The organism is uncultured Acetobacteroides sp. (assembly GCF_963667355.2).
In the GTDB taxonomy this organism is placed as follows: domain Bacteria; phylum Bacteroidota; class Bacteroidia; order Bacteroidales; family ZOR0009; genus Acetobacteroides.
This window is the reverse complement of sequence record NZ_OY763328.2, coordinates 1,674,497-1,701,068: the sequence shown is the minus strand read 5'-3', so window position 1 is coordinate 1,701,068 and position 26,572 is coordinate 1,674,497. Positions and strand designations below refer to the sequence as shown.

Below are 26,572 nucleotides of genomic sequence, written 5' to 3'. Positions count from 1 at the left end.
TGCGTCTTGTATCTTGTCCCAACTTACTCCTCTTCGGGCTTAGCGCGTAGCGAATCCCAGATGAAGTAGCCGATGATGGCAGCATACATTACAACGGCAAGTATCTGAGCTCCGTTGCTCTCAGCCCACTCTGTAAGCGTTAGGTTTGCACCTAGGAAACGAATAATGGCGCTTACCACTCCCATTAGCGCACCACCGGCAATAAAGCCCGATGCAATAAGGGTTCCACGTTCCTTACGTGCCTTGTTAACCTCGGCAAACTTCGAGCGGGTGGCTACTATATGGGCTACAATACCGCCTACCAGTAGCGGAGTGTTCAGCTCGAGTGGAATAAACATTCCTAGGGCGAATGCTAGGGCAGGTACGCCTATCATGGTAAGGATTAGCGCTAGCATAGCACCTGCTCCGTAGAGCATCCATGGCGCTGCCTGGCCCGACATCATTGGCTCGATAACCGCAGCCATGGCATTGGCCTGTGGGGCAACGAGTGCACCTTCGCCAGAGAATCCGTAGGTCTTGTTAAGAACCATAATCACGCCGCCAACGGTAGCTGCGGACACTAGCGTTCCGAGAAACTTAAAGGTTTCCTGCTTACGGGGCGTTGTTCCAATCCAGTATCCGATCTTAAGGTCGGTAATAAATCCTCCAGCCATCGATAGCGCTGTACACACTACGCCTCCGATCACCAACGCAGCGGCCATCCCCTCTGTTCCCTTCAGTCCAACCGAAACAAGAATGCCCGACGAGATGATAAGCGTCATTAGCGTCATCCCCGAAACGGGATTGGTGCCTACAATGGCAATAGCGTTGGCTGCAACCGTGGTAAACAGGAACGCAATAATCATTACAATGGCCAACCCAACCAGCGCGTAGGTAATGTTGTGCACTACGCCGAACTGGAAGAAGATAAAGATGAGGGCAGCTCCTATAATAGTTCCTATAGCGATGAACTTCATCGAAAGATCGCGCTGGGTGCGGGCTAGAGCCTTATCTACGGCATGCTTTCCTCCAAGCTCCTTGGCGGCAAGCCCAACTGCATTCTTAATAATGCCCGACGAGCGAATAATACCAATCACTCCGGCCATGGCAATACCGCCAATGCCGATGTTACGGACGTAGGCGCGGAAGATCTCCTCGGGCTGCATCTGCCCAATTAGCTTTACCACGTTGGCACCAACGGCAACGGTTTGCCCATCGGCAAAGTATGAGATGATAGGTATCAGCACGAACCACGACACGAACGATCCGGCGCAGATAATGGCGGCATACTTAAGCCCAATGATGTAGCCCAGCCCCAACAGCGCCGATCCTACGTTCACCTTAAACACCATCTTTGCCTTATCGGCCAGCTCGGCTCCTGCAGGAATGATACGGGTGGTTATCACCTCGCTCCATGCGCCAAAGGTGGCCACAATGAAGTCGTAAAGACCGCCAACCAAGCCTGCAAGCACCAGCACCTTTGCCTGATTTCCGCCCTTGGCCCCTGATACGAGCACCTCGGTGGTAGCTGTAGCCTCTGGAAAGGGGTACTTGCCGTGCTGATCGGATACAAAGTACTTACGGAAGGGGATTAGGAACAGAATGCCGAGCACACCTCCGAACAGCGACGACAGGAATACCTGAAAGAAGTGAACGGATAGCTCGGGGTACTTTGCCTGAAGGATGTATAGCGCTGGAAGCGTAAAGATGGCTCCCGCAACAATCACCCCCGAGCATGCACCAATCGACTGGATGATGACATTCTCGCTCAGCGAGTTCTTACGGCCCGTTACCGTCGACAGCCCTACGGCTATGATGGCAATAGGGATGGCTGCCTCAAATACCTGTCCGACTTTCAGCCCGAGGTAGGCGGCTGCTGCCGAAAATATAACGGCCATCAACAGCCCCATAAGCAGCGAGTAGGTGGTTACTTCGGGGTATGTTTTTTTAGGAGATAGGATCGGCTCGTACACCTCTCCTTCCTTAAGATCGCGGTACGCGTTCTCAGGTAAACCAATGGGTTTTTCTTCTGGATTGTTATGCATTACGTTAAGTTTTTCGAATGATGCGGCAAGATAGGGATTTCCCGCGTAGGTTATTCGAAATATCGTTCCTTTTTTTTGCTGATTTTAGCTGTACAGGGTGGCCTGTGGAGCAGCACCTCTTGGTATCCTCCGAGGTTGTCTCAGCGTTGCTTTTTCCCTTCTTGGAAGGAGGTGTGATGGGTTGGAATGCATCCCCGCACTGCTCACTTACCCCAATAGCACAGCCGCTTACTTCTATTAACGTTAAGTTAAGAAATTTTCTCAAAGCCAAAATGTATAATCAATGACAGGTTATTCTTTCGTTTAGGTGGAAGTACTGGGTGAATGCTTTTTTTAATAGATGGTTTTTATGCTATTTGACATTTCGAACCCACCCCGACCCCTCCAATGGAGGGGATAACGTGCTGCTATTAGGCGTTTGTACTTCTGAATTGATACTTAGCTCGACGGCACAGCCGTATTCTCCTTTGCGCTTTTCCTAAGTTACTTATTATAGTAGCTCATCTCTCTAAGCTTTCATGACATCCTCCGAGGCCTCCTCATCGCTGCTTTTCCCCTCCTTGGGAGGGGTAGGGGTGGGTTGGATGCGCTTTTTGCACCTCTAACTTACCCCATCTCTCCTTCAGCATAAATAAAAAAAGGAGGCTCTCACCTCCTTGTATCTTCCTCTGCGGATGCCACACCTACGGGTGCGTGGCCCGCTGCTGCTAGTCTTGGGTAAAGTTGCCGATGCCCCAGCACAGCGCCACGCGCAGGTAGCCGGAGTTTCCCTTAAACTCGGGGAGCAGGGAGGTGGCAGCAAAGTTATACCCTGCGTCGACCCTCAGGCTGATGTTGTTCTCGTGCGCCTTCTCCGCGCTGCCGCTGCCGAGGCCGAAGTCGAACAGCTTCACCTCCGAGTGGATACCGGGCCCTGCCGCAAATGTTCGGTACACCCTTAGCTCCTTGCTGTCGTCCTTGGCGGCCTTGTAGATGTCGCTCTCTATGGTGCTCCCAGCCAGCGCTAGGTAGGGTGCCAGCATCACCCGGCTGTTGTGCACCACCGAGTAGCCGGCTAGGATGCCTCCCTCGAAGTAGGCAAAGTCGCTGCCGCTGGCAAAATCGTACGTCTTCGAATCGGAAACCACCGATAGGGCGTTGCGCAACTTCAGCTTGCCCGCCGATATGTACAGCGAAAGGTAGGCCCTGCTGATGTTGAAGTCTAGCGCCGCGAAGGGGACGCCTCGTGGTGCGAAGCGGCTGTGCAGCTCTCCCGTTGGGATGAATAGGTTGGCGCCTAAGGTCAGCGATATCGAGCCCTTAACGGGTTGCTTGGGCATGTAGGTGTTCACAAAGTCGTGGTAGGGCGTGCTGGTGTGCTGCATTCTGGCCTCCTGCACCATCTGCCCGTAGGTGTCGTTGCGCTCGCCCGTCTTCAGCAGCTGTAGGTAGAGCTGCAGCAGCCCCTTCTCCTCGGCGCTAAGCGCCGATGCGGCAACTGCCGCCCTTAGTGTGTCGCACTTCAGCGACGCCTTGCTGTAGAGCGAGTCGTAGATGGGGTAAGCCTTGGGGTAGCCGATGGCCTGCACCTCCTCGCGGTAGTTGGCCGCCTTGTCGAGCCAATCCTGCCAGCTCTGAAGCAGCAGGGTGATGCAAATTTCCTCGGAGTATACGAAGGGGCTGTAGCGCGGATCCTTTGCGTCGCGGTTCAGGCTGCCGTAGAGCTCGCGAGCCCTAGCGGTGTTGTTGGTTAGCAGCGCCTGTAGCAGCTGCTCCCGTCCGCTGTTTACCCGCAGCAGCGCGCTGTCGGCCTGCTGTGTTGTTTCATTAGCCTGCTGCGCCCCTGCGCTAAGGACCACCAGCACCACGCCAAGCGCAGCAAGTAGAAGCTTCTTCCTCATATCCCAACGATTAAAAATTTGCAAGTTGTTGCCGTTCGTTTATTCCCCTTCTGCTGCCTGTAGTAGGCTGCTGCTATGCTGCAGCGCCTCATCCCCTACATGCTGGCTAGCATTAGGCGAATGTAGCACAGATTATTGTTTTTGGCAATACGCGGTGAGACGCTTACCTCTTTTTCTGCTCGTAAGGTTCTTGGCTTTTAGTAGGCTACCTAGGCATACCGATGTAACGTATTGCTTGGAAAAGATCCTAACCGTTGGCTGGCTGGTCTCGCCCAACAGGAGCTTTGTCTTTCGTCACCCATGGATGTCTATCCCCCCGTACTCCCTTCACCGCTGCGGCTTCTCCTATAGACAAGCCTTTGCTACGCTACTTTGGAGAGCCTCGGGTTCATCGAGGTGTTTTGCCTGTTGGTCGATTAAAATTTGACGGGCGAGCCTTTCTTCCGATATTTGCTCTACAAGGATGGGATGGGGCAGCTACAATGCTTCGAAGCGGTGCCCAATTTCCCAAATAATCCCTTAACTTTAGGTCTTTAACTCGCGGCAATGGATAAATCTGATAGGTACAAAAGCAGACGGGTCAGCGTGCTCTTCCATCTCTCCGTTCTGACGTTGGTCGTCGTCCTGAACCCCCCAATTTGGTCACCATCGACGGCCTCGTCCTGTACGTTGTAACGAGGGTGTTTCCTCTTGTCGTGTTCTACGCCTGCTACTTCTGGCTGGTGCCTGCCTACCTGGCAAAGCGGCGGATACTTACCTTCCTTGCGCTGCTGCTGGTGCTGCTCAACGCCATAACCGTAGCGGGCTACCTCTCCATTGAGGTGGCCAACGATCTTTACGCCGGAAACCCTATCCATCTCTTCTATCGGTTGGATTTTCACCTCTCCGGCTTGCTCGCCATGACGGTGGCCGCCATCTTCGGCATCGCGTTCCGCTCCGTCTTCGGCTGGTACGAGGCGATGCAGACCCGGAGCCGGCTCGAAAAGGAGAAGCTGCAGAGCGAGCTGCTGCTGCTAAAGGCGCAGGTTAACCCGCACTTCCTGTTCAACACCCTTAATACGATCGACTACCTGATCTACGCCGATCAGCCAAAGGCGTCGGAGTCGCTCATCAAGCTCTCCTCGCTGCTGCGCTACGTGATCTACGAAACCGTGGGCGATCAGGTGCCCCTTCAAACCGAGATTGAGCAGATGAGGGCCTACGTCGACCTGCAGCGGCTGCGCTACGGCGACCTCTCCTCCGGCATCTGCACGGTTGCGGACGATCCTTCCGGCAAGATGGTCGCCCCGATGCTCTTTATGCCCTTCATCGAGAATGCCTTCAAGCACACCGACGAGGCCGGCATACGGAAGGGGATGGCCATCGGCTTCTTTGTTGGCGCGCAGAGCCTGGAGTTTACCTGCAAGAACCATATCTCGCTCAAGGACGATCGGCATGGCGGCGGGTTTGGCCTGGAGAACGTTCGGCGTCGCCTTCAGATGCAGTATCCCCATCGCCACGAGCTGGCCATCGATCAGTCCGCAGAAGTTTTCTCCGTCACCCTAAAGCTTACCCTGCAATGACCCTACGCTGCATCACCGTTGACGACGAGCCCTTCTCGCTGGCAAAGATTAACGGCTTCATCGCCCGCGTGCCCTACCTAACGCTGGTGGCGTCCTTCTCGTCCGCCATCGAGGTGCTTCCCTACGTTAAGCAGCACCCCGTGGAGCTGCTCTTTCTGGACATCCAGATGGAGAATCTCACGGGCATCGAGCTGCTGGAGATCCTCGACCCCAAGCCGGAGGTCATCCTCACCACCGCTCACGACCAGTACGCGCTCAAGGGCTACGAGCTTAACGTGAGCGACTACCTGCTGAAGCCCTACTCCTTCGAGCGCTTCCTCAAGGCAACCGAGAAGGTGCTCGGCAGGTTGGCGCCGGCGCCGGCAGAGCGGTGCATGGACGAGTTCATCTTCCTGAAAACCGAGTATAAGCTCGAGAAGGTGCGCTTCGACGAGATCCTGTACGTCGAAAGCCGGGGGGATTACATCTACGTGGTTACGCCTAGGGTGAAGGTCCTTACGCTGATGTCGCTGAAGGGCATGGCGGAGAAGCTGCCGCTCGACAGTTTTGTTCGGGTCCATAAGTCGTACATCGTTGCGGTTGATAAGATCGACGCCATCGAGCACGGTCGCGTTCACATCCGGGGCAGCGCCATCCCCATCGGCGACATGTACCGCGAGAAGCTCTGGCAGCGGCTCTCGCTTTGAAAAAGAAATCCCCCTGTCTGGGATCAAGCCCTGACAGGGGGAGCGCATTACGCCGATGTTTTTCTGCTTATGAATTTGGACGTTTAGAAGTATAGCGAGATCCCAATATTACTTCCAAAGGTTGATTGCTTGTGCTTAAACTCTTTGTCATCTGTATCTTTTAAGGACGACTTGGTGTACGACAAGCATAAATCTATGGAAACGTAATTTGACACAAAGTAGGCAACCCCACCTCCAATGTTTACGCCACAACCGTTTAAAGTCTGCTTGTATTCGGAGTTATACATTCCCGAAGGTGTTTTTGCCTTGTTGGTAACAGATTGAAGGCCTATGCTGAGCTGTGCGAATGGTCTAATCTTGCCATCAACCGGAAAGTAGTACATGGCAGTTGGTGCAATCAGCGTAGAGGTTGACTTATTATAGTTCTCATCATCAATCTCCGTTTTGGAGCTTGTTATGTTGAAGGATAAACCAATCGCCAAATTATCCATAATGAAATAGCCCGCTGAAGGGTTGAATGAAAATGTCTTAGTGTCATATTCGTTTAGTGTTTCTCCATCGTAAACGTTCTTTGTGTTGCTACTCAAGAACTGTAAGCCTGTACTTCCGGTAATGATGTAGTTTCCCTTCGAAGTTTGCCCGTAAGAGTTTATGGATGCTATTAATGCTCCAATCAAAAATCCTAATTTTACAGTACGTTTCATTGTATTTGTTATGCTTTCCCTACTCGTATGGCTTTTCGGTGTCGCCCCGTTTTTTTAGTGGTCTCTGGCTCCTCTTAATATTTTTCAGTATGATGTGTTGATAATTCTTATTGCGTTGTTTTTCCCTATACAGGCTTTAAACCTCGATCTGTGTGGCCGTATAGCCGTAGCGTTACTTCATTCCTAGGTGCTGCTTTAGCGTGTTGTTGTTCTTTGCCGTTACTAAACTTGTGATTTCGCTAGTCTGCCCTTTGCTTTTGTCGCTATTCTCGCAGTAGCTAGCCAGCAGTAGGGACACACCGTACTTTACCGCCGAATCATCTTTTGCTTTATTTTTATTTTCGAGCGCAAACTTAGTCATACAGGCCATATAAATACTAAGTATCGGTTGATTTTCTTCGCTCAGCTTGGCTATCGATTCGTCGATGCTAAACGAGTAGTCGCTAGTCTCCTTCATCCATCTGACAACCAGCTGTAGCGCCTTCAAGAGGTTCGCATCGTCGGTAACAAGCTTTATGGGGCTGCCCAAAAGGTAGCTCGCGCACTCGAGCACCAAGCCCTCGTTTCGGGCATAGTCCGCCTTTTAATTCAGCAGGATGCTATCCTGCTTCGAGTAATCCTGAGCGCTTGCTACACCCAGGCAGCCTACAAGCAGCAGGCTTAGGAACGCCGCTTTCATTTTCATAAGGTGATATTTATGGTTGTGTTAGCTCTACTCTAGCGCCTGCTTTCGGATGCTCAGCCCTGCTTCGCGCTTGTGTAGGGCTAGGAACTATTCTACTACTTTGGTGTGGCTCCCTGCGACAAGGGCTTTTCTCCTCCGCTCGTTAAGCTGATACCTTTGATCTGCGGCTACGGCTGATGGTAGCACGTAATCCCCTCCGTTGGAGGGGTGTAGGGGTGGGTTCTCTGCTGGTTGGCGATGCTGACATTCGTTCTTTCAGTATCGTCACCTGCGCAAGGGGGAGTTATTCCTTCCTTGGATATTCTGCACGACCTAGAATACACCACCGCTTGTCGGGCTATCCCGCTCACCTCTGCGGCTGCTTCCACTCCTGCCTCAGCAGGCTGTACACCTCGATGTCCGTAAACACGCCACCTACCAGCAGCTCGCCATCACGCTCAATACCCTCGAAGGTAAAGCCCAACCGCTGGGCGATGCTTCTGCTTCGGGCGTTGCCCACGGCGCACTTAATCTGTATACGGTTCATACCCATCTCGGCAAACGCGTAGCTCGCCAGCGCACCTACCGATTCCGTTACGATACCCTTTCCCTGGCACTCCTCAGCCAGCCAGTAGCCAACCTCCGTTTTCCTATTCAGCCTGTCGGTGCCCTTAAAGCCCACCAACCCGGCAAATTGTCCCCAGTAGCGGATGGTAAGCACCAGGTCTCGGCTCGCCTCCGGCGCCTCAATAACCGATCGGATGTACTGCTCCGAGTCTTCCACCTTCTGGGTGAAGTCTACGAACGGCAGCCACCTGCGTAGGTACTCCCTCTGGCTGTCTATCGTTGTAAAGATATCGGCTGCGTCCGATAGCACTAGAGGCTTTAGGTGTACCTCCTCGTTTACCTTTAGCGTTTCCATGTTTAGCGTCTATTTTCTTTTACTACAAATCGTGAAACCACACCGCAACGAAGGTGCGACAGCGAACCTTTTTGCCGTTGCGTGTTGCCGGCCTCCAGTACCCCTCCATTAGCCTAACCAGCCGGAGCGCCTCGGCATTAAAGCATCCGCATCCGGGAATCTCCCTTACGAAGCCGATGCTGCTCAGCCTTCCATCTGGCTCTACAACAAAGTTCAGGTACACCTTCCCCGTACAATCCTCTTCTTGGGGGTATCTTAGGTTGTCTCTGTAGAACTCGTTCAGCCTTTCCCTTTGCGTACCTCCCTTTTTGTAGGTGAACTCCGGCGCTGCTACCCGCGAGTCGAATATGGTATAGGCTGTGGTGTCGGGCAATGCCCCATGCCGAGCGGCTAGCAGGTTGGCTGAGCTAAGCAGCAGCGCAATTGCTGCCACCATGGGGCAGGCAGCCCTTGTGATATACTCGAAGTGCATGGCTTAGCGTTGTTTGCTGATTCTTACTTATGCTGATGATGGGTGATACCATGGGGACGGATGCTATGCACGTAGCGTGTACGCCACCGCTTGGCAGCTACGCCTCCCTACCCTCCACCAATCGCTGTGGCACCCGATGGCGCTACTGCGCCACCTCCGCCTTTTCGCCAAACTGCTCCTTGATCATCTCCTTCAGCTTCAGCTGCTGCTCGTAGCTCAGCTGCATCACCATGTCGTCAATCTGCAGGTCCTCCTCCTGTTTTAACCGTAGCTGCTGCAGCGGCACATCCTTGCTGGCGAAATCGCGGCTTGGCCTCCACTCCAGCAGGTCGTTGGGCGTGCAGCCCAGCTTCAGGCACATCGCCTCCAGGCTGCTCAGCCGCAGCTGCGACACCTGCAGGTTAACAATTCGGTGTACGGTGTTCTCCTTGTACCCCTTCTCCTTCAAAAACTTCCGGGGGTCGCGTACGCCCGCCGCTCTGAAAATTCTACTTAGGTTGAATACTAGCATATCGGTTAAGTATTTTAGGTTGCTTTTGCCGCCTCTCCGTACCGCCTTTGCGCGTCGCCTACCTGCTATGCGGATGCTGTAGGGCTGCATCTTTCTAGCAACCAATTTACAAAAAAAAGCAATTAGCTGTGGTTAGTATAAAATTATTTTTTGATGGATGCGCATCACCCCCTGCCCGATGCGCCGCACCTGCCGGGGCGATGGCATACCCCGCTGCCAGCCGGACGCATCCCTCCGCTGCCGATGGCAAACCTTGGGCTGGCGCCCTCCACGCTTCTGCTGGATGGGCATACCCGTCAGCTTCCGCGAGCATCCACGACGCTGCTGGCTACACCCTCTCGCTATCGAAGGTACACCATCCTCTTGCGTCCTTTATGCTTCTGGTTGATTTTGGTGGCTGCCCAGCCGCGCCTAGTAGGTTTGTGGTTGCGCCTGCGCATCTCGGGTTGGATGCCCCTGCATTTGCGGATGCTGATTGGCAGTTCGAGGTAGAGCTTATGCTACTCGTGGCTGCGCTCGGGTTGTGCGTAATGGATGTCTTTATCTTCGTGGCTGCGCTTTATAGTATCGCGGTGGATGTTTTTATCTTCGTGGCTGCGCTCGGGTTGTTTGGGGTGGATATTTATATGTTCGTGGCTGCGCTTTATAGTATCGTGGTGGATATCTTTATGTACATGGCTGCGCTCTGGGTGTTCGAGGTAGATGTCTTTATGTTCGTGGCTGCGCTCTGGGTGATCGAGGTGGATGTCTTTATGTTCGTGACTGCATTCTATTTGTTCGCGGTAGATGTTTTGAGCTGCTCGTTGGTACTTCTGCAATTCGATGATGTCGTCTTGCAGCACGTGGACGAGTTTTGGTTGTCCGAGGTAGGGTTTTTGCACCTCGTGGCTGCATTTGCGTTGTTCGTGACTGCGCTCTACAATAGCCAGCTGTAGCTCTTGTTGTTCGCGGCAGTAATCGAATAGCTCGACGAGTTGCTCTGTTTGTTCGAATAGGGGCTTGGTGATGTTCGGGTTGCGCTCGCTATGCTCGAAGGTGAGGTTGCTTAGCGCTGCGTTGTATCCAACAGCTTTCGCTTAGACTGTGCGCACCAGCCGCTTGGTACGCCTAACGCTGCTCCTGCTGCCGATGACCTTCTGCTGTTGTCCGCCACCTTTCGGCTAGCCCCCAACAGCAAGACGCAGGTGCCGATGCTCCGAGCCGTTGCCTCCAACTCCCCCTGCATCGATACCTGCGTCCTTACTCTTTATGGCTAGACCCAGCGCCTAGCTACTAGTATCTAACGTCTAGCATCTAAAATCTAATGTCTTGCGTCTATTATCTTGTGTCTTGTGTCTCTACCTCTTCACCACCTTCACCTCAAACAGTTTGGGCCAGTTCTTACCCGTCACGTAGATCTTGCCGGTGGCCTTGTGGTAGGCAATACCGTTGAGCACGTCGGTGCCCTCCTTGTAGTCCTCCTTGGGCAGCAGATTGCTGAAGTCGATATACCCCAGCACGCGTCCCGTCGCTGGGTCTATGCGGGCAATCTTATCCGTTTGGTAGATGTTGGCCCACAGCTCGCCGTCGATGTACTCCAGTTCGTTCAGCTCCTCCACCGGTCCCACGTTGTCGAACACCTCTATGCGGTTCTTCTCCGTCAGGTTGGCGGGGTCTATGATGCGGATGGCCCTGGTACCATCGCTCTGGAAGAGCATCTTTCCGTCGGTGGTCAGGCCCCATCCCTCACCGGCGTAGGTGAACTCGCTTATCTTTTTGAAGCTCTTCTTATCGTAAACGAAACCTCGCTGCTCCTGCCACGACAGCTGGTAGATCTTATCGCCCAGTATGGCGATACCCTCGCCAAACACCTGGTCGGGGAGAGGGAGGCTCTTTACCACCTGTCCGCTTTTCAGTTCAACGATGCGCAGGTCCGATATGCCCCGCTGACCCGTTCCTTCGTAGAGCGTATTCCCGTCGAAGGCGAGTCCCTGCGTGTAAGCGCGGGTGTCGTGTGGGTAGGTGGCAACAACGGTGTAGCGGTAGCTGGCCGGCTTGCTCGCCGACTTGATGCTCAGCGACAGATATCTCTCCGCAGCCACCGTTCCGCCCTTGTAGGCCTCAATAACGATGCGCTGGCGTCCCAACTTCATCCCCGCAGTGGCAATTGTTGCCGATGTCTCAAGCCCTTTCTGTATGCGCTTGTCGTTTAGCGATACCGTAATCGAATCTGGATTGGCAGCCTCTTTGGGTAGGGTAAACGACAGGGCAATTGCGTCGCCTTCCTTTATCATATCGCCTTCTTTATAGCGCGATACCTCAATTTGAGGCGCTGCCTTTATTGTTTCGCCGGCAGAGGTTGCCTCCTTCTTGGAGTCTCCGCTGCACGATATGAGCGATAGCGATAGCAGCGCTGCGTAAACCATGGGTTGGTATTTAGTCATTGTATTGTTATAGGAAAAATAGTTTTCTTCTCTTTTTAATGGGGATCATCTCGTCCGGGAAAATCATCTGAAACGTTTCTCCCCATCCCTGAAACGGAGGAACTGCCCTATCGTCGATGTAGAATCGGGCATCAATCTTTCGTGATGTCTCAACGTAGCCAGCTTCGTTGGGGTGATTTTGGTTCACCGCGTAGAATTCTACCCCGTTCTTTCGGCAGAACTCAACGGCTTCGTCGAGCAGCTCCCCCTCGCGGCAAGTCCACAGAATTAGTGCGCATCCTTTCTCCTGAAAAGCTTTAAGGGTTTCGAAGGCAAAGGGTAGCGGCTTGCCTATTTTGGGGTATCTGTTTTCTACAATTGTCCCGTCAAAATCTACTGCGATCCTGTACATTGTATGAGTGATATAGGGTCCGTTTTGGTGGTAAAGGTAGCATGTTTAGCATATTTCGCCAAAAGTTCTTTGGCATGCTTAGGGGAAACTTGCGCCTCGCCAGCTCTGCATGCAAATTCATAACGAAGCGTTGAGATATATATTGTATTCCTTGTATTTGAGGAATTACTAGTCGCGTCTAGCCATAGTTAAATAATCTAATATTTAAGAATCCTCAAATGTCGGTAATAGTGATTCTGAAAGGACCTAAGGAATTTAATTTACTTTTGCCCCAATAAGCAACACAAACACGTATAATGAACCAATCGGGTTTTATTAAGAATATCCCCAATAGCCTTACTTCGCTTAATCTTGTTTCGGGATGTATCGCAATTGCCTTCGCCTTTCATGGCATGCTATCCTACGCCGGCTACCTTATCCTAGTCGCTGCAGTGTTTGACTTCTTTGATGGCATGGTTGCCCGATCGCTAAAGGTTCATTCGCCCATAGGTAAGGAGCTCGACTCGCTTGCTGATGTGGTAAGCTTTGGCGTTGCTCCAACAATCATTCTGCTGGAGCTTATGGCAAAAGCGCTAATGCCACAGCAGGATGTTTTCTTGGGCTTCTTCGAGTCTTTCTCGAGTAGCGAATTGCCTCCGCTTACCAAGATCTTCATGTACCGCAATGTTATTGAGTTCGGTTTCTGGACTTACTTTTTCTTAGCAACCCCGCTGCTCATTGCAGTCTTCTCTGCACTACGTCTTGCTAAGTTCAATATCGATACCCGTCAGACAACCTCGTTTATTGGGTTGCCAACCCCTGCCAACGCAATATTTATCCTATCCCTCGGATTTATCTCCGAAAACGTAAAGAATCCTACCGTTCAGGGCATCATCATTCACCCAATGACGCTGTTCTTTGTTTCGGCGATTTTTTCGTACCTGCTTGTTTGCGAGATGCCAATGTTTGCGCTAAAGTTTAAGAGTTTTGGCATTAAGGATAATGCGCTCAAGTATGGCTTCATTGCGGTATCGCTTATCCTTATTGCGATCTTCAAACTGTATGCGCTGCCAATTGTAATCCTTCTTTACATCCTGGTGTCGTTTGTGGTATGGGTTGCCAGCCAGCTAAAGGCGAATAGCGATTTGAAGTACTAGGAGTCGTTAGCCTATTCTTTGCTGTAAACGCTCGACCATCAGCGCTACTGCTGGACATACAAATACGTTTTTATAGGTCAGGTTTAGAATTTGGTGCATGTTTACCCTGTCGGTATGCGGATATTCGCGGCATGCGCGTGGGCGCGACTCGTAGATGTTGCAGTACTTATCCTTCATCAGAAACGGACATGGCGTTTGATGGTAAACGTAGTCGTTGTCGCTGTCGATGTAAAGATGTTGTGCTACAACCTGAGATGGCTTTATGCGTAGATGCTTCGCCATTCGCGAAATGTCGTTATCGGTAACTATTGGGCTGATGGAGGAGCAGCAACCTGCGCAATCTAGGCAGTCTACTTCCTCAAATACCTCGTCGTGGAGTTCATGGAAAAGCTTATCGAGGTTCTTAAGTTTTTTCGCCTTTATCTTGCTGAAAAAATCCTTTATTCTATTCTGGTTATCCTTTGCTCTTGTGATAATTGCTGAAAGTTCTGGTGTCATAAGTTGGCACGAATTTTGGCGCAAAGAAATAAAATCTCAGAATATCTTCTATTTCACAACCTCTAAATAGGGCAACTATAATCTATTGGTCGAGGGTGGCATCGCTTTTTATCGTAGGTAACTTCTTTTATTTCCAGTGTATGTTAAAGTGAATTAAATGTATCTTTTTAATTTTTTATGAAATGTTTCTTTACTAATATTGAACCAAAATAATGTTTTACAGCAGATTTTTAAGGGAAAAAGTTGCCGTTGAACAGAACTTATGGCAATATAATCTGCATCAAACAACTAACGGACTTTAAAGTTAGGTTTACAAATATGAGGCATCACGAAATTGACCCCAAAGCGTATATCGAGAATGTCTACAGCGTATTTACCCACCTGTCTGACGAAGATAAGGAGGCAATTATGGCTAATACAACTTGGCATCGCTTTAAAAAAAGCGAGATTGTTTTTAAGGAAGGTGATAAGCCTACGGGTCTCATTGTTTTGGTTGCTGGTAAGGTAAAGATGTTTAAGGAGGGTGTTGGTGGTCGTGAGCAAATTATTCGTATGGCTAAGCCTAGCACCATGATTGGTTACAGAGCCCTTTTTGCCGATGAAAACTACATCTCGTCTATTCAGGCAATTGAGGAGAGCATAATTTGCATTATCGATAAGGCTACGCTCTACAAGATTATGCGCTCGAATATCGATATGACCCTCGCGCTGCTAAAGGTTGTTGCTTCGGAACTTGGTTTTTCCACTAACAGAACCGTTACGCTTACCCAAAAGCATATTCGTGGGCGTCTTGCCGAATCGTTGGTATTCCTTAAGGAAACATACGGTTTCGAGGATGATGGTGGAACGCTTAAGGTTTACCTGTCGCGTGAGGATTTGGCGAGCCTGTCGAATATGACAACGTCTAATGCAATCAGAACCCTTTCGAGCTTCGCTGCCGAGGATCTTATTCACCTCGATGGACGCCGAATCAAGATTCTTGATTTGAAAAAGTTAGAACGAATTAGCGATTTAGGATAAAATGAAAGAGACCACCATAGGGTGGTCTTTTTTTGCTTATTCCTGAATGTAGATGCGCTTTACGCGCCTTGATATTCCTGTCAGTATCTCGTACGGGATGGTTCCAATCCATGATGCGATATCCATTATGGTTGGGTTCTCGCCAAAGATGGTTACCTCATCGCCCTCGTGAGCATCAATATCTGTTATGTCGATCATGCAGGTGTCCATGCAGATGTTGCCGATGATTGGAGCCAACTCGCCTTTCACCATAATCTTTCCAACGCCATTGCTTAGCCTTCTGTTAAGCCCATCGGCGTAGCCAATAGGGATGGTGGCAATACGCTTAGGCGTCTCCACCTTGCCCTTTCGTCCATAGCCTACCGATTCGTGAGGTGGAATGTCCTTGGTTTGAACTATTGTGGAGCGTAGGGTGCTTACCATTTCGAGCTTAGCCTGGTTGGCTGCGCTTACCCCGTAAAGACCAATGCCCAACCGTACCATGTCGAATTCTGCACTTGGGAAGCGTTCTATCCCTGCGGAGTTAAGGATGTGGCGGTTGATATGGTACCCCAGCTTATCGATTATCCGCGATGAAAGCCGGCTGAAGAGGGCTATCTGCTGGTTGGTGAAATCGTCGTGGATAGCCTCGTCGCTTGCGGCAAGGTGCGAGAATATGCTCGATATCCTTAGCTGCTCGTCGTCCTTTAGGAAGGAAATTAGCTCGTCGATGTCCTCTTCGATGAAGCCAAGGCGGTGCATGCCGGTGTCGAGCTTAACGTGGATTGGGTAGCTGGTGACGCCAGCCCTGACAGCGGCATCCCTAAAGCGGGTGAGGGCGGTTCTGCTGTATATTTCGGGCTCTAGGTTGTAGCTAATCATGAGGTCGAACGAGCCGGGTTCGGCGTTGAGCACGATGATGGGCATGGTGATGCCAGCCTCGCGTAGTTCCACCCCTTCGTCGGCAAAGGCTACGGCAAGGTAGTCGATCCGCTGGTACTGCAGCATGCTGGCGATCTCGTAGAAGCCGCTGCCGTACGAGAATGCTTTGACCATTGCCACAAACTTGGTGGTGGGCTTAACCAGCGAGCGGAAGTAGTTGAGGTTGTTGACCAGCGCGTTGAGGTTGATCTCTAGTACCGTCTGGTGTATTTGGCGCTCGAGCTGGCGCGATATGCGCTCGAACTGGAAGCTGCGGCTCCCTTTTAGAAGGATCGCCTCGTTGGCAAAATCCTCCTTGTGGTAGGAGTGCAGAAAGTCGTCGGTGCTGGTGAAGAAGCGCTTCTCGATGCCCGTAAATAGCGACTCATTGGCGCTAATGGCGGTGCCGATGCCGATGATCTTATCCACATGCTTTTCCTTAACCAGCCTGGCAACCTCGCTGTAGAGCTCCTGGTTGCTTTTGCCGCTCTGGAAGATATCTGAAAGGATAAGCGTTCGCTTGCTAAACTTTTGGTTGTTGAGCAGGTTCAGCGCGATGGTTAGCGAGCTGATGTCGGAGTTGTAGCTATCGTTGATGATGGTACAGCTGTTTATGCCCTCCTTCTGCTCGAGGCGCATGGCTACGGGGATGAGCTTCTTTACGCGCTCCTCGATAAACTCTGGCGTAAAGCCAAGGACGAGCAGCAGCGAGATGCTGTGCATGGCATTCTCCACCGAGGCATCATCAGTAAAGGGGATTTCAGCCGTGAAGGTCTCCTGCGCGTAGCAGAGCGTTAGCTTCGTGTGCTTGTCCACCTCCTTGCCCAGGATGGTAAGCGACGCATCCTTTGAGGTTCCCCATGTGAATAGTTGCTTGCCCTTGAGCGGGATGTTGTGCACCTCCTCGTTGATAAGGCTATTGTCGAGCTGGTAGATGATTACCTTGGAATGCTCGAAGAGCTCCAGCTTCTCCTGTAGCTTCTCCCGTAAGGTGCTAAAGTTCTCCTGATGCGCGGCGCCGATGTTGGTGATGATGCCGATATCGGGAGTCAGGATGTGCTCGAGGCGGTGCATCTCGGAGGGTTTGGATATGCCAGCTTCGAAGATGGCTACGTCGTTTTCGGGGCTCATGAGCCACACCGAGAGCGGAACGCCAACCTGCGAGTTGTAGCTGCGCGGGCTGCGCACCACCTTCTTCTCGCCGTGCATCAGCTGGGTGGCCCACTCCTTAACCACCGTTTTGCCGTTGCTGCCGGTGACGCCTACCACGGGGTAGCTGAAGCGCCTGCGGTGGAAGGCGGCCAGCGACTGCAGCGCGTCGAGCGTATTATCGACAAAGATGAAGCTGGCGTCGGCGAACTTGCTGATGTCGGGGAGCGCTTTTTGAACTACCACAAAGCTGCGGATGCCCTTTTGGTAGAGTTCGGAGATAAACTTGTGCCCATCGTGGTGAATGCCCTGTATGGCAAAGAAGATGGAGTCGTTGGGAGATGCGGCGCTTCGGCTATCTATTATAAGGTGGCTTACCGTGGCATCCGGATTACCCACCAGCTTGCCGCTAACGGCAAGGGTGATATCCTTTAACGTGTAATTTGGCATGCTGTAAATAGTATCAAGTGTCAGGATACCAGATTTTGGATCAAGTATCACGGCACTGTTAATCTCCTAGGAGAAGTTAAACGGGAATAGGCGGAAGGAATAGAACGCTGATTTTACTGGTATAGCCGATGTTCACAGATCTTCGTTCAGTGCTGCTTGGTTTAGTGCTCCATTCAACCAGCGCTGTCATTGGCTCCGCCGAGCGGGTACTGCTCGGGGCTGTGACAAGCACGGGGATGGCGCATTGGGTGTCATCATTCTCCTAACAAATCGACATTGGATTGTTCTCTGTGACCTCGGCGTATCCGTGCCTCGGTGTTGAATATCTACCGCCTTACCGCTTCGAATCGTTGTTCGCCTTGTTGAAGCAGGAGCGGCAAAGAGGCTCGTAGGAGTCTTTTTCGCCCAAAACCACCAGCTTATCGTTCACAACGGTTCTATGCGAATACTGAGCTAAGTTACCGCATTTCATGCAAACGGCATGAACTTTTGTGACATATTCTGCCGTTGCCATCAGCGAGGGGATTGGCCCGAAGGGCTTTCCCTTGTAGTCCATGTCCAGTCCGGCAACGATTACGCGGATACCCTGGTTGGCGAGGTTGTTGCAGACGTCGATAAGGCCCATGTCGAAGAATTGCGCCTCGTCGATGCCCACCACGTCCACGTCGCCGCAGAGGAGTAGGATGTTGCCCGAGCCGGACACGGGGGTGGAGCGGATGGCGTTCGAATCGTGCGAAACTACCTCGCTGGTGGAGTAGCGGACATCAACTTCGGGCTTGAAGATCTCGACCCGCTGGTTGGCAAATTTGGCTCGCTTCAGGCGGCGGATAAGCTCCTCGGTTTTACCCGAAAACATCGATCCGCACACCACCTCTATCCATCCTTTTGAGGCCCTACCGTTTAACGATTTTTCCAGAAACATATACTGCTCGTACCTTTTATATAACTACTTTTACAAAAGTATTATTTTTTGATTCCTTTTTACTGATAAATAGAAGATACCCCAATGAACTTGCCAACAATTTCATCCGAGCTGAAGCTGCTTTTAACGCTGGTGGACCAATGGAAGTCGAGCAATAAAATCCCCGATATCGAGCGCGAGATTGCTTTAGATAAGCTGAAAATGGTATACGCCCAGCTGAAGGAGTTCACCCAGCCCGCCGATAGCTTTACGGCGAGCTACGAGCGGCCGCAGGCTGGCGCGGCAGCAGGCAGCAGCAGCCTTTGCGGGGTCTTCTACGAGATTCAGGAAGAGGTGGCGGAGAGGCTCGAGCCAATGCCTGCCGTTAAGGCGCAGCCCGCTTCCGGCATCGAGGAGCTGGTTATCCCCGACTTCCCGTTGCTGACCGGAAGGCCTAAGGAGGCCGACGAGCAGCCTGCCCGGCTCACCGTTGAGGAGGCATCGCCCATCCTCAAGTCGATATCGAGCATTGCCGATGCCATCAACAGCAGCGCAAGGCCCGCCGAGGTGAGGACCGAGCCCCAAGCAGCGCCTGCGGCTAAACGGCCTAGCCCGGTAGCCGAGCCGGTACGGGTGGAGGAGCCGGTTGCCCCAACCCCCAAAGCGGAGAGCCCCCGATTGGGCGAGGCCGCCGAAGTCCGGAAGCCATTCGTGAAGGAGCCGGTAGCGCCCAGCCGACAGCCCGATGTGGCGCCGAAGCCCCAGGGTAAGCCCGTGGAGGATATCCGAAAGGCCATCAGCTTTAACGATAAGTTCTTCCTGATTAAGGAGCTGTTTAAGGGCGACGCCCACGCCTATGAGGCAACCATCACCCAGCTGAACTCCTTCGAAACGCTCGACGAGGCGCTGATCTACATCCAGGAAAACTACCGCTGGGATGCCTCATCGACGGCCGCCCTGCTGATTGTTGACCTGCTGCAGCGGAAGTTCATCTAGGGAGAAGTAAAGAGGAATTTATTCGGAAGATGCTACTTCAGAAGCTAGACGAGGCTATAGGAATAATTGCTGCAACGATCATTCAACGTAGATTATCCCCTCCCTTGGAGGGGCAGGGGTGGGTTTAAAAGCTGCCCAACGTGGAAATGCATCGAAGCTGTAGTGAACGACCCCTGTCAGGGGTGCACACCTTAAGTTGTCAGAAGAATCTAGCGTCTATTATCTAAAATCATAATCAGCGAATGTCAAAGCTCTACATAGTTCCAACGCCCATTGGGAACCTCGAGGATATGACCCTGCGGGCCATTAACGTGCTGAAAAGCGCCGACGTGGTGCTGGCCGAGGATACCCGCAAGTCGGCCATCTTGCTGAAGCATTACAGCATTCAGGCCAAGCTGCAGAGCCACCACAAGTTTAACGAGCACAAAACCGTGGATATGGTGGCCGACCTGATCGGCGCCGGCCAGTCGGTTGCCCTAGTCTCCGATGCTGGCACGCCCGGCATCTCCGACCCCGGCTTTCTGCTGGTGCGCACCTGCCTGGAGCGCGGCATAGAGGTGGAGTGCCTGCCCGGCGCAACGGCCTTTGTGCCCGCGCTGGTAAACAGCGGCCTGCCCTGCGACAAGTTCGTGTTCGAGGGATTTCTGCCCCAGAAGAAGGGGCGTCAAACCAGGCTCGAGAAGATGGCTACCGAAGATCGTACCATCGTCTTTTACGAGTCGCCCCACCGCCTGGTGAAGACGCTCACCCAGCTGGCCGAGCACATGGGCCCCGACCGTAGGGCCTCCGTTTCGCGCGAGCTCACCAAGCTCTACGAGGAGAACGCCCGCGGCACCCTTGCCGAGCTCATCGCCCACTTTAGCGCCAAGGAGGTGAAGGGCGAGATCGTCATCATCGTGGAGGGCGTCACCCAAAAGGAGACCAAGAAGCGGAACAAGTACCGCAACGACGAGGACGAGGACTACAACTCGGAGGAGTGGGTGGAGAAGAATGAAGAATGAAAATCTGAAAGCATGAAAATATGAAAAATGCCGATCTGTGTAGGGTCGGCATTTTTTGGTTACTGGTAGGCTAAACTTGTTTCGCTTTAACAGTTTGAACAAAGCTTTCAAGAGTTAGAATCTTGCTCCTGTAGTCTTTTGGGAAAAAGTTTAGAAATTGATTGGGGACGACTAGGCAAACGTCATATTTATACATTTCATCGAGCTGGTTCTTCGAAATGCCCTGTTGTAGTGTAAACAGGTGTTTTGTTTTAATCTTATCGGCTTCATTCAGTATTTGCCTCCACCGATCTTTGCAGGTTGTTTTAGCGGCTAGCAGAATTAATTTGTTGCCGTCAAACCTTGAGTTGTGGTATGCTTCAACGCTTGGGAATAGAAAGTCTGGTTTCTTGTTACCTTCAGTGACCGCTTGGGTGCTGAAGGATAGCTCGAATCTGTTGAAGATCTCTGATAGGTGATGCTCTAGGGATTTGCCTGCTCTGCTTTTTCTCCTGTTTAGAATGGTGTTGGCTACATCAATTAGCTCCTCTACAGAGGAGAAGGGAGACGTAATTCTACCTGAATAGCGATTGTTCTCAAACGCTTTGAACAGCCTATATTCAGCATCAATCCAGCTTAGCAGCGATTCATCCGGTTTGCTTTTTATTTGAGTAGGTGTTGTTTGGTAAGCATTAATAAAGCAGGTTCGGGCTTGTGTCGCTAAGTCAAAGGTCGATGGGAATTCGGATTGGACGGATTGTATGTACTGCCGAAAGCAATTGGAGAGGATGTCATCGGGCGATAGTATGGGGCTTTTGTTGATGAGCTCGCCTATGGAGGTTGGCGTTAAGCCGAAGAATGCGAGGAATTCGTCGATGTCGATGTCGGCGCTTAGAACAAAGGCCTGGAGGTAATCCTCTTGAACTTTGGTGATGATTAGCAGGTCTCCTACATTATCTTCTGTTAGAAACGGGAAACCCTTCCCAAACCTTGTTAGGCGATACTCATTTCTAGTTCCGACACCATAGTAAATGGCGCGGCTTTGGGTCTCAAAGTCATCCTGCCATTTTATGGTGATGAATTTATCGAGGTTTGATCCTTTTACCCCAGGCTTTTCGAAAAAAAGCGGCCTCGCCTTTTTTGAAATATGGAAACCTGCTTGATGGGCACCGGTTGCACCGGTATCATTGGCGGTAATATACTTGGCAAACGATAGGTCATTCCTCTGGACCGCCTGAATCGCTTTTTCTACTATCCCTTCCATTTTTTTCTACTATTTCGTGTATAATTTTTTCTCCTACGGTTTGCATTAGGGGTACAACCACCGAGTTGCCGAACTGGCGGTAGGCTTGGTTGTCCGAAACGGGTATTTTAAAATTTTTCGGGTAGCCCTGTAGTCGGGCGCATTCGCGGGGGGTAAGCCTTCTTGGGTTCATTCCATCTTGGGGGATGAGGATTTCTGCACCATCCTTGTAGTACCTGGCAGACATGGTTCGGGCGATGCCTTCCATGTCGACAAGGCCAAACCCAAAGCCGTTCCCTTTAGCCTTGTGCTTTAAGGCATAGCTCTGAAGGTAATCCCACAGCTTATTCGATAAGGTGTACTTGCTTTCGACGATGTCCTCTAGGATATTCTTTATCTGCTTCGGATCGTTGGGCATCTCGGGGAACTGGAACGATTCATTTCCATGGAAGACGTTGTTGTCGAAGCCAACGATAAGGATTCTCTCCCGATTTTGGGGAACAAAATGCTTCCCGTTCAACACTTGGTAGTGAACGGTGTAGTTTAGCTCCTTTAGGGCGCCTTTAATCACCTCAAAGGTCTTTCCCCTGTCGTGGGATACCAGGTTCTTTACATTTTCGAGCAGGAATGCTTTGGGGCGTTTGTGCTCGATAATTCTGACGATGTCGAAGAATAGCGTTCCCTGGGTTTTGTCCTTAAAGCCGTGCTCTCTTCCGAGCGCATTCTTCTTGCTTACGCCTGCAATGGAGAAGGGCTGGCATGGGAATCCCCCGATGAGGATGTCATGGTCGGGTATCGTTGACTCGTCGATTTTGGTGATGTCGCCAAAGGGGACTTCCCCGAAGTTGGCCTCGTAGGTTTTCTGCGAGTACTTGTTCCACTCGCTCGAAAACACGCACCTGCCTCCGAGATTCTGAAAGGCAATCCTAAAGCCTCCAATCCCGGCAAAGAGGTCAATGAACTTGAACTTAGGATTGGCAGGTGGGGGGAATGGGACGTCAAATACAAGGGGTATTCTTGCTTGCTCAACGTCGGTGCATACGGATAGGATGTCGTTCTCCAGGTACTCCTTGGCTTTTACCTTAAAAGAAGAGGCCTCTTCCGTGTTGTAATTCTGCCAGTAGTGCGTTACGCTGGCATAGCCATCGTTAAGGTGCTTGTCGACGTTAATCTTAAGCTCTTCTTTTACTTTGCTGTAGGTTGGCATGTTGTTGTAAAAAAATACCTCGCAAGGTAGTCTATTTTCTAAATACTTCTGCTGCTTGTAGGCTAGCCGATGGGCATTTGGTGCAACATCGGCCTCCTATAGGCCTCGCACCCCCTTGCCGAGGCCTCGTGAGGCCTCCCCGAGGCCTGCGTTGCCCTCGTCGAGGGGGCGTGAGGCCTAACGGAGGGGTCGCATGCCCTCCTTGAGGGGTCACAAGGCCTATTTGAGGGGTCGTGAGGCCTCATCGAGGGGTTGCAAGGCCTACTTGAGGGGTCGTGAGGCCTCATCGAGGGGTTGCAAGGCCTACTTGAGGGATCGTGAGGCCTCCTTGAGGGGTTGCGTGGCCTCTTCGAGGGGGCGCGACCCTTGCTTTAGGGGGTCGTGACCCCTTTGGGGTATGGCGCGGAGCAAAAAAAGGAGGGTGTACCCTCCTTTTTGGTGCTGTACCGCTACTTGGTAGGCGGTTTTGTCGTAGCCTTCGCCTTCTGTCCGGGGAAGCGCGTGCGTAAATCCTCGTAGATGGTTTGCGCCCCGGGAGCGTTGCGCTTGGCGGCTTCCTTTACCGAGTTGTAGTAGGCCAGCGCCACCTCCATAGCCTCGAAGCCAGCCTGCATGGCCGTATCGTTCAACGAATCGGTGAGGATGTTGCTCACCCTAAGCATCTGATTGATGTTTGACCACAAGCTAAAGTCGCGGTTGGCTTCAACTTTGTTGATGTACGATGGTAGATACTCTGGGTTGGTTCCGATGTAGTCGTACGTTTTCGTGGCAAACGAAATCGATTTTTCGCCAAGGTGCGTGCCCGAAAGGCGCTCTTCGGGAGTTAGGCTGATGAGCCAAGGGTACTTGGCCTTGATGGCCTCGATGTCCTTCTTGAAGTCCGCCATCATCAGGTCGGTGATTTCTGCTGAAACCTTGTTGTTCATAGTAAAATAGATTTGTTTGTTGTGTCAGGTTTTAAAAATAGCGTATCGGCATCAAAATTAGCAGATGTTGGCTTACGAAGGCATTTGTTAGCAGCAATTAAGCTATAAAATGTAAATTCTAGGCTGTTTTTTCGGATTCTACCGCTCCTCGGCCAGCTCGTTGCAGGCTAGGGTGGCCGCCACCTCCGAGAGGATGGAGGCGAAGCCGGCCAGCGCCAAGCCGACGAACGGAATGGTGGTAAGCAGCATGTACCCGGCGCCCAGCCCAACGGCGGCGCCCCTGTGGCGCCTCACCAGGGCGATGCTCTGGCGCACTGTGTAGCGGCGGCGCTCCAGCGTGTAGTCCATAAACGCGAAGCCGTAGTAGTAGGCGGCCACCCCGAACAGGACAAAGGGTACCAGAAAGCCTACCGCCGGGATGAGCCCCACCAGGAATAGCGCCGCGGTAAGGCCAACCTCTACGGCAAGGTTGCGCAGGGCGATGCGGATGCCGCGAACGATGTCGCTCAGGAGCTCGCCCAGGCGGAAGGGGTAGCTGCGGCCGGTGAGGTGCGCCTCCACCCGCTCGGAGATGTAGGCCAGCAGCGGCGATAGGAGTATCAGCAGCACCGTGCCCCCGACGTACACCATCACGAAGAACAGCGATAGCCATACGATGAAGGCCGATAGCGTGCGGATCAGGCCGGCTAGCCAGCCGTTGCCCATCGAGAAGGGAATGATATCTCGAAACCAGTCCGTCGCATGGGCTGTGAGGTGGTAGGCCAGATTGCCGCCCACCCAAAGGTTGAGCAGCAGGATCAGCAGCGGAACGGCAAATACCCAGCCCAGCTTGCAGGCGGATATGGTACGAAACGATTGGGCGTAGCCGCGGAACGCGAGGCCAAGCCCGGCAAAAAAGTGTCTCATCAGGTTGGTTAGGTTTTGGAGGGGTTACTTCTTGTGCGTGCCGTCGCAGAGCGGCATGTGCTGCGAGCGGCCGCACCCGCAGATCTTTACCAGGTTATCCGTTACCGGCAGCTTTGCCCCCGAGGAGTCAACGAGCTCGAAGCAGCCCTCGATGCGGATGGGCCCCCGCCCGTTGATGGTGACGGTGGCCGCAGGCTCGGCCGCTTTCTTTTGGTCTTCCATGAGATGGTGGATGTAAGATATTAGACGTTAGATGTTAGATTTTTGATGCTAGATGTTGGGCGCAGGCTCTTGCTGCACCCGACTCGCGGCTTACCCTTCGAACCCAACCTTAAAGTGGGAGCCATCGCAGAAGGGCATGCCTCCGCTCTGGCCGCAGCGGCAGAACGAGGCCATCTGCAGGCGCTTCATCTCCTTGCCGTCGGGCCCAACGATGCGGAACGAGCCCGACACCAGCAGCGGCCCGTTGCGCATGATACGGGCGCAAACCGGGTCGGGCTTCGGCAGGCGGGCGAACTCCACCTCCAGGCTCTCCATGTCGCGCTCCACCTTGGGCGATGTCTCGGCATCGTTCTTCGCCCCATCGTTCCAGCTGAAGGTGAGGGCGCGGGTGGGGCAGCGGTTGACGATATCGATGATGGCCTCGGTGGAGGCACCGCTCATATCTACCCATGGTCGCTTGCGGGGGTTAAACACCGCGAATAGCTCGGTGAAGCAGATGGAGGCGTGTACGCATTCCGCTGGGCGCCAGTACACGGTGATCTCGCCGTTGGTATACTTTCGATTATCCTTATCCATTTTGATCGTATTTAATATTAGATAGGAATAGCTTGTGGCTGAGCCAACCAAATTACTCAACAATTACTACTTTTACAACGTTTAAAGTGCAGATCCGAGTAGCGGAACATTTTAGCGAAGAGAGACGTAAACGAGCGAGTTATGGGAAAGCGTGTTTTAAGGATATCGATGCTGCTGGTGATGCTGCTGGGCGCCAAGGTGGGCCTAGCGCAGGACGACTCGTTTACCATCCCCAACAAGGTGGTGGTCGATGGCGATACGCTGGCCAACCTCACCATCGGCAAGATCTACATCTTCCCCTGGCATAAGTTCAAGAAGCACCGCGACGAGGAGAAGTACCGCCGCCTGATCCTCAACCTGAAGAAGGTGTACCCCTACGCCATCATGGCCCGCGACATGCTGATGAGCATGGAGGCCGACGTAGCCAAAATAAAGGGCAAAAAGGAGCGCGAGAAGTACATTAAGGATGCCGAGGATAGGCTCCGAGCCCAGTTCGAGGCGCCGCTCAAGCACCTCTCCATCTCGCAGGGCAAGCTGCTCCTCAAGCTCATCGACCGCGAAACGGGCCGCACCTCCTACAGCATCGTCAAGGAGCTGCGCGGCACCTTCTCGGCCTTCTGCTGGCAGTCGCTGGCGCGGCTGTTCGGGTCGAACATGAAGTCGACCTTCGACGAGAATGGCGAGGACAAGTACCTGAACCGCCTAATCCTGATGTACGAAAACGGGCAGCTCTACGACGTATAGCATACCGAAAAAGGTGAGCCGAAACGCTCGCCTCTTTTATTTCTACTCGAAGCGGTAGCCCTTAAGCCGTAGCGCCTCCTCGAAGATGGTTGGCGCAATGGGGCGGCCATTCTTGGTTAAAACGGCAAACACCTTTGCCTTAATGGCCGGCTTCCCGTCGGCTTTTTTTATGATATCCTGGTTGAAGACAAATCGGACGTTCCCCTCCTTGTGCATGGTGAGCTTAACCGTAAAGCGGTCGTCGGGGCGCAGCGACTGCTTGTAGTCCATCTCCACCCGTATCACCACCGCATCGATACCCTCGTTGTGCAGCTGGGCGAAGTTGAGGCCAACCTCCTGCAAAAACTGGTGGCGGCAGTGCTCGAGGTAGTTCTGGTAAACGGCGTTGTTTACAATCCCCTGAATGTCGCACTCGTAGTCGCGCACCTGCATCTCTAGCTCGTAAACCTGATCCATATCGTCATTAAGTTATTTGGGCA

The 26,572-nt window shown here is 52.4% G+C and carries 27 protein-coding genes; 8 read left to right on the top strand and 19 right to left on the bottom strand.

The features are described 5' to 3' along the window. Positions 1–23: 23 nt before the first annotated feature. A complete protein-coding gene (locus ACHZA1_RS07040) occupies positions 24–2,024 on the bottom strand; it encodes an OPT family oligopeptide transporter (RefSeq protein WP_320054528.1) in 2,001 nt (666 codons plus the stop codon). 707 nt (positions 2,025–2,731) lie between these two features. After that, on the bottom strand, positions 2,732–3,904 hold the full coding sequence (locus tag ACHZA1_RS07035; RefSeq protein ID WP_320054527.1) for a hypothetical protein: 1,173 nt from the start codon (positions 3,902–3,904) through the stop codon (positions 2,732–2,734). A gap of 680 nt (positions 3,905–4,584) precedes the next feature. Between ACHZA1_RS07035 and ACHZA1_RS07030 the strand changes: the two genes are divergently transcribed. After that, positions 4,585–5,466 carry a histidine kinase gene (locus tag ACHZA1_RS07030; RefSeq protein ID WP_320054526.1) on the top strand — a complete coding sequence of 294 codons (882 nt, stop codon included), beginning with the start codon at positions 4,585–4,587 and terminating at the stop codon, positions 5,464–5,466. Then, on the top strand, positions 5,463–6,152 hold the full coding sequence (locus ACHZA1_RS07025; protein ID WP_320054525.1) for a LytTR family DNA-binding domain-containing protein: 690 nt from the start codon (positions 5,463–5,465) through the stop codon (positions 6,150–6,152). Before ACHZA1_RS07030 ends, ACHZA1_RS07025 begins: the two co-directional genes overlap by 4 nt. An 83-nt stretch (positions 6,153–6,235) precedes the next feature. On the opposite strand, the gene ACHZA1_RS07020 is transcribed toward ACHZA1_RS07025, so the two are convergent. From ACHZA1_RS07020 to ACHZA1_RS07000, 5 genes are all read right to left on the bottom strand, one after another. Then, positions 6,236–6,856: an outer membrane beta-barrel protein gene (locus ACHZA1_RS07020; RefSeq protein ID WP_320054524.1), complete on the bottom strand. Its 621-nt coding sequence runs from the start codon at positions 6,854–6,856 to the stop codon at positions 6,236–6,238. Between the two features lie 172 nt (positions 6,857–7,028). Continuing rightward, positions 7,029–7,409 (bottom strand): hypothetical protein, encoded by a 381-nt coding sequence (locus ACHZA1_RS07015; protein ID WP_320054523.1) that lies wholly within the window; start codon positions 7,407–7,409, stop codon positions 7,029–7,031. Between the two features lie 478 nt (positions 7,410–7,887). Continuing rightward, on the bottom strand, positions 7,888–8,442 hold the full coding sequence (locus tag ACHZA1_RS07010) for a GNAT family protein (protein WP_320054522.1): 555 nt from the start codon (positions 8,440–8,442) through the stop codon (positions 7,888–7,890). Between the two features lie 22 nt (positions 8,443–8,464). After that, a complete protein-coding gene (locus ACHZA1_RS07005) occupies positions 8,465–8,914 on the bottom strand; it encodes an energy transducer TonB (protein WP_320054521.1) in 450 nt (149 codons plus the stop codon). A gap of 142 nt (positions 8,915–9,056) precedes the next feature. After that, positions 9,057–9,425, bottom strand: a complete 369-nt coding sequence (locus ACHZA1_RS07000; protein ID WP_320054520.1) for a helix-turn-helix domain-containing protein — start codon at positions 9,423–9,425, stop codon at positions 9,057–9,059. Between the two features lie 128 nt (positions 9,426–9,553). Here ACHZA1_RS07000 and ACHZA1_RS06995 point away from each other — a divergent pair, with 128 nt between their 5' ends. Further along, the gene (locus ACHZA1_RS06995) at positions 9,554–10,360 is read left to right on the top strand and encodes a hypothetical protein (RefSeq protein ID WP_320054519.1); all 807 of its coding nucleotides are present in this window, start codon (positions 9,554–9,556) and stop codon (positions 10,358–10,360) included. A 402-nt stretch (positions 10,361–10,762) separates the two neighbouring features. Here the strand turns inward: ACHZA1_RS06995 and ACHZA1_RS06990 are convergent, their stop codons facing one another. Next, entirely contained in the window at positions 10,763–11,848 is a 1,086-nt protein-coding gene (locus ACHZA1_RS06990; RefSeq protein ID WP_320054518.1) for a glutaminyl-peptide cyclotransferase, read from the bottom strand. 7 nt (positions 11,849–11,855) lie between these two features. Next, positions 11,856–12,239 carry a hypothetical protein gene (locus ACHZA1_RS06985; protein ID WP_320054517.1) on the bottom strand — a complete coding sequence of 128 codons (384 nt, stop codon included), beginning with the start codon at positions 12,237–12,239 and terminating at the stop codon, positions 11,856–11,858. A gap of 296 nt (positions 12,240–12,535) precedes the next feature. Here ACHZA1_RS06985 and ACHZA1_RS06980 point away from each other — a divergent pair, with 296 nt between their 5' ends. Then, the gene (locus tag ACHZA1_RS06980; protein WP_320054516.1) at positions 12,536–13,375 is read left to right on the top strand and encodes a CDP-alcohol phosphatidyltransferase family protein; all 840 of its coding nucleotides are present in this window, start codon (positions 12,536–12,538) and stop codon (positions 13,373–13,375) included. 6 nt (positions 13,376–13,381) lie between these two features. On the opposite strand, the gene ACHZA1_RS06975 is transcribed toward ACHZA1_RS06980, so the two are convergent. Beyond that, positions 13,382–13,873 carry a YkgJ family cysteine cluster protein gene (locus ACHZA1_RS06975; RefSeq protein ID WP_320054515.1) on the bottom strand — a complete coding sequence of 164 codons (492 nt, stop codon included), beginning with the start codon at positions 13,871–13,873 and terminating at the stop codon, positions 13,382–13,384. 318 nt (positions 13,874–14,191) lie between these two features. On the opposite strand from ACHZA1_RS06975, the gene ACHZA1_RS06970 reads away from it, so the two are divergent. After that, positions 14,192–14,893: a Crp/Fnr family transcriptional regulator gene (locus ACHZA1_RS06970; protein WP_320054514.1), complete on the top strand. Its 702-nt coding sequence runs from the start codon at positions 14,192–14,194 to the stop codon at positions 14,891–14,893. A gap of 36 nt (positions 14,894–14,929) precedes the next feature. Here ACHZA1_RS06970 and ACHZA1_RS06965 read toward each other — a convergent pair whose 3' ends face one another. After that, the gene (locus ACHZA1_RS06965) at positions 14,930–17,392 is read right to left on the bottom strand and encodes a bifunctional UDP-N-acetylmuramoyl-tripeptide:D-alanyl-D-alanine ligase/alanine racemase (protein WP_320054513.1); all 2,463 of its coding nucleotides are present in this window, start codon (positions 17,390–17,392) and stop codon (positions 14,930–14,932) included. A gap of 334 nt (positions 17,393–17,726) precedes the next feature. Next, positions 17,727–18,314 carry a thymidine kinase gene (locus ACHZA1_RS06960; RefSeq protein WP_320054512.1) on the bottom strand — a complete coding sequence of 196 codons (588 nt, stop codon included), beginning with the start codon at positions 18,312–18,314 and terminating at the stop codon, positions 17,727–17,729. Between the two features lie 84 nt (positions 18,315–18,398). Between ACHZA1_RS06960 and ACHZA1_RS06955 the strand changes: the two genes are divergently transcribed. Both ACHZA1_RS06955 and rsmI read left to right on the top strand, forming a co-directional pair. Beyond that, the gene (locus tag ACHZA1_RS06955; RefSeq protein WP_320054511.1) at positions 18,399–19,289 is read left to right on the top strand and encodes a hypothetical protein; all 891 of its coding nucleotides are present in this window, start codon (positions 18,399–18,401) and stop codon (positions 19,287–19,289) included. 242 nt (positions 19,290–19,531) lie between these two features. Beyond that, the gene (rsmI, locus tag ACHZA1_RS06950; protein ID WP_320054510.1) at positions 19,532–20,290 is read left to right on the top strand and encodes a 16S rRNA (cytidine(1402)-2'-O)-methyltransferase; all 759 of its coding nucleotides are present in this window, start codon (positions 19,532–19,534) and stop codon (positions 20,288–20,290) included. A 70-nt stretch (positions 20,291–20,360) separates the two neighbouring features. Here the strand turns inward: rsmI and ACHZA1_RS06945 are convergent, their stop codons facing one another. From ACHZA1_RS06945 to ACHZA1_RS06920, 6 genes are all read right to left on the bottom strand, one after another. Further along, positions 20,361–21,533, bottom strand: a complete 1,173-nt coding sequence (locus ACHZA1_RS06945; RefSeq protein WP_320054509.1) for a type II restriction endonuclease — start codon at positions 21,531–21,533, stop codon at positions 20,361–20,363. Beyond that, complete coding sequence (gene dcm, locus ACHZA1_RS06940; RefSeq protein ID WP_320054508.1) at positions 21,487–22,719, bottom strand: DNA (cytosine-5-)-methyltransferase; 1,233 nt, start codon at positions 22,717–22,719, stop codon at positions 21,487–21,489. The genes ACHZA1_RS06945 and dcm overlap by 47 nt, the downstream gene beginning before the upstream one ends. 449 nt (positions 22,720–23,168) lie before the next feature. Then, entirely contained in the window at positions 23,169–23,645 is a 477-nt protein-coding gene (locus tag ACHZA1_RS06935) for a hypothetical protein (protein WP_320054507.1), read from the bottom strand. A gap of 138 nt (positions 23,646–23,783) precedes the next feature. Continuing rightward, positions 23,784–24,551, bottom strand: a complete 768-nt coding sequence (locus ACHZA1_RS06930) for an EI24 domain-containing protein (protein ID WP_320054506.1) — start codon at positions 24,549–24,551, stop codon at positions 23,784–23,786. A 24-nt stretch (positions 24,552–24,575) separates the two neighbouring features. Next, positions 24,576–24,773, bottom strand: a complete 198-nt coding sequence (locus tag ACHZA1_RS06925) for a CDGSH iron-sulfur domain-containing protein (RefSeq protein WP_320054505.1) — start codon at positions 24,771–24,773, stop codon at positions 24,576–24,578. Positions 24,774–24,863: 90 nt separating this feature from the next. Beyond that, on the bottom strand, positions 24,864–25,349 hold the full coding sequence (locus tag ACHZA1_RS06920; protein ID WP_320054504.1) for a (4Fe-4S)-binding protein: 486 nt from the start codon (positions 25,347–25,349) through the stop codon (positions 24,864–24,866). Between the two features lie 141 nt (positions 25,350–25,490). Between ACHZA1_RS06920 and ACHZA1_RS06915 the strand changes: the two genes are divergently transcribed. Then, positions 25,491–26,093, top strand: coding sequence for a DUF4294 domain-containing protein (locus ACHZA1_RS06915; protein ID WP_320054503.1), 603 nt, complete (start codon positions 25,491–25,493; stop codon positions 26,091–26,093). A gap of 42 nt (positions 26,094–26,135) precedes the next feature. On the opposite strand, the gene ACHZA1_RS06910 is transcribed toward ACHZA1_RS06915, so the two are convergent. Then, positions 26,136–26,549: an acyl-CoA thioesterase gene (locus ACHZA1_RS06910; RefSeq protein ID WP_320054502.1), complete on the bottom strand. Its 414-nt coding sequence runs from the start codon at positions 26,547–26,549 to the stop codon at positions 26,136–26,138. Positions 26,550–26,572 lie beyond the last annotated feature (23 nt).

What these genes read in the sequence shown, in the direction of transcription:
- ACHZA1_RS07040 (WP_320054528.1), bottom strand. Translation starts at nt 2,024, where the DNA reads ATGCATAACAATCCAGAAGAAAAACCCATTGGTTTACCTGAGAACGCG.
- ACHZA1_RS07035 (WP_320054527.1), bottom strand. Translation starts at nt 3,904, where the DNA reads ATGAGGAAGAAGCTTCTACTTGCTGCGCTTGGCGTGGTGCTGGTGGTC.
- ACHZA1_RS07025 (WP_320054525.1), top strand. Translation starts at nt 5,463, where the DNA reads ATGACCCTACGCTGCATCACCGTTGACGACGAGCCCTTCTCGCTGGCA.
- ACHZA1_RS07020 (WP_320054524.1), bottom strand. Translation starts at nt 6,856, where the DNA reads ATGAAACGTACTGTAAAATTAGGATTTTTGATTGGAGCATTAATAGCA.
- ACHZA1_RS07010 (WP_320054522.1), bottom strand. Translation starts at nt 8,442, where the DNA reads ATGGAAACGCTAAAGGTAAACGAGGAGGTACACCTAAAGCCTCTAGTG.
- ACHZA1_RS07005 (WP_320054521.1), bottom strand. Translation starts at nt 8,914, where the DNA reads ATGCACTTCGAGTATATCACAAGGGCTGCCTGCCCCATGGTGGCAGCA.
- ACHZA1_RS07000 (WP_320054520.1), bottom strand. Translation starts at nt 9,425, where the DNA reads ATGCTAGTATTCAACCTAAGTAGAATTTTCAGAGCGGCGGGCGTACGC.
- ACHZA1_RS06990 (WP_320054518.1), bottom strand. Translation starts at nt 11,848, where the DNA reads ATGACTAAATACCAACCCATGGTTTACGCAGCGCTGCTATCGCTATCG.
- ACHZA1_RS06985 (WP_320054517.1), bottom strand. Translation starts at nt 12,239, where the DNA reads ATGTACAGGATCGCAGTAGATTTTGACGGGACAATTGTAGAAAACAGA.
- ACHZA1_RS06980 (WP_320054516.1), top strand. Translation starts at nt 12,536, where the DNA reads ATGAACCAATCGGGTTTTATTAAGAATATCCCCAATAGCCTTACTTCG.
- ACHZA1_RS06975 (WP_320054515.1), bottom strand. Translation starts at nt 13,873, where the DNA reads ATGACACCAGAACTTTCAGCAATTATCACAAGAGCAAAGGATAACCAG.
- ACHZA1_RS06970 (WP_320054514.1), top strand. Translation starts at nt 14,192, where the DNA reads ATGAGGCATCACGAAATTGACCCCAAAGCGTATATCGAGAATGTCTAC.
- ACHZA1_RS06965 (WP_320054513.1), bottom strand. Translation starts at nt 17,392, where the DNA reads ATGCCAAATTACACGTTAAAGGATATCACCCTTGCCGTTAGCGGCAAG.
- ACHZA1_RS06960 (WP_320054512.1), bottom strand. Translation starts at nt 18,314, where the DNA reads ATGTTTCTGGAAAAATCGTTAAACGGTAGGGCCTCAAAAGGATGGATA.
- ACHZA1_RS06955 (WP_320054511.1), top strand. Translation starts at nt 18,399, where the DNA reads ATGAACTTGCCAACAATTTCATCCGAGCTGAAGCTGCTTTTAACGCTG.
- rsmI (WP_320054510.1), top strand. Translation starts at nt 19,532, where the DNA reads ATGTCAAAGCTCTACATAGTTCCAACGCCCATTGGGAACCTCGAGGAT.
- ACHZA1_RS06945 (WP_320054509.1), bottom strand. Translation starts at nt 21,533, where the DNA reads ATGGAAGGGATAGTAGAAAAAGCGATTCAGGCGGTCCAGAGGAATGAC.
- dcm (WP_320054508.1), bottom strand. Translation starts at nt 22,719, where the DNA reads ATGCCAACCTACAGCAAAGTAAAAGAAGAGCTTAAGATTAACGTCGAC.
- ACHZA1_RS06935 (WP_320054507.1), bottom strand. Translation starts at nt 23,645, where the DNA reads ATGAACAACAAGGTTTCAGCAGAAATCACCGACCTGATGATGGCGGAC.
- ACHZA1_RS06930 (WP_320054506.1), bottom strand. Translation starts at nt 24,551, where the DNA reads ATGAGACACTTTTTTGCCGGGCTTGGCCTCGCGTTCCGCGGCTACGCC.
- ACHZA1_RS06925 (WP_320054505.1), bottom strand. Translation starts at nt 24,773, where the DNA reads ATGGAAGACCAAAAGAAAGCGGCCGAGCCTGCGGCCACCGTCACCATC.
- ACHZA1_RS06920 (WP_320054504.1), bottom strand. Translation starts at nt 25,349, where the DNA reads ATGGATAAGGATAATCGAAAGTATACCAACGGCGAGATCACCGTGTAC.
- ACHZA1_RS06915 (WP_320054503.1), top strand. Translation starts at nt 25,491, where the DNA reads ATGGGAAAGCGTGTTTTAAGGATATCGATGCTGCTGGTGATGCTGCTG.
- ACHZA1_RS06910 (WP_320054502.1), bottom strand. Translation starts at nt 26,549, where the DNA reads ATGGATCAGGTTTACGAGCTAGAGATGCAGGTGCGCGACTACGAGTGC.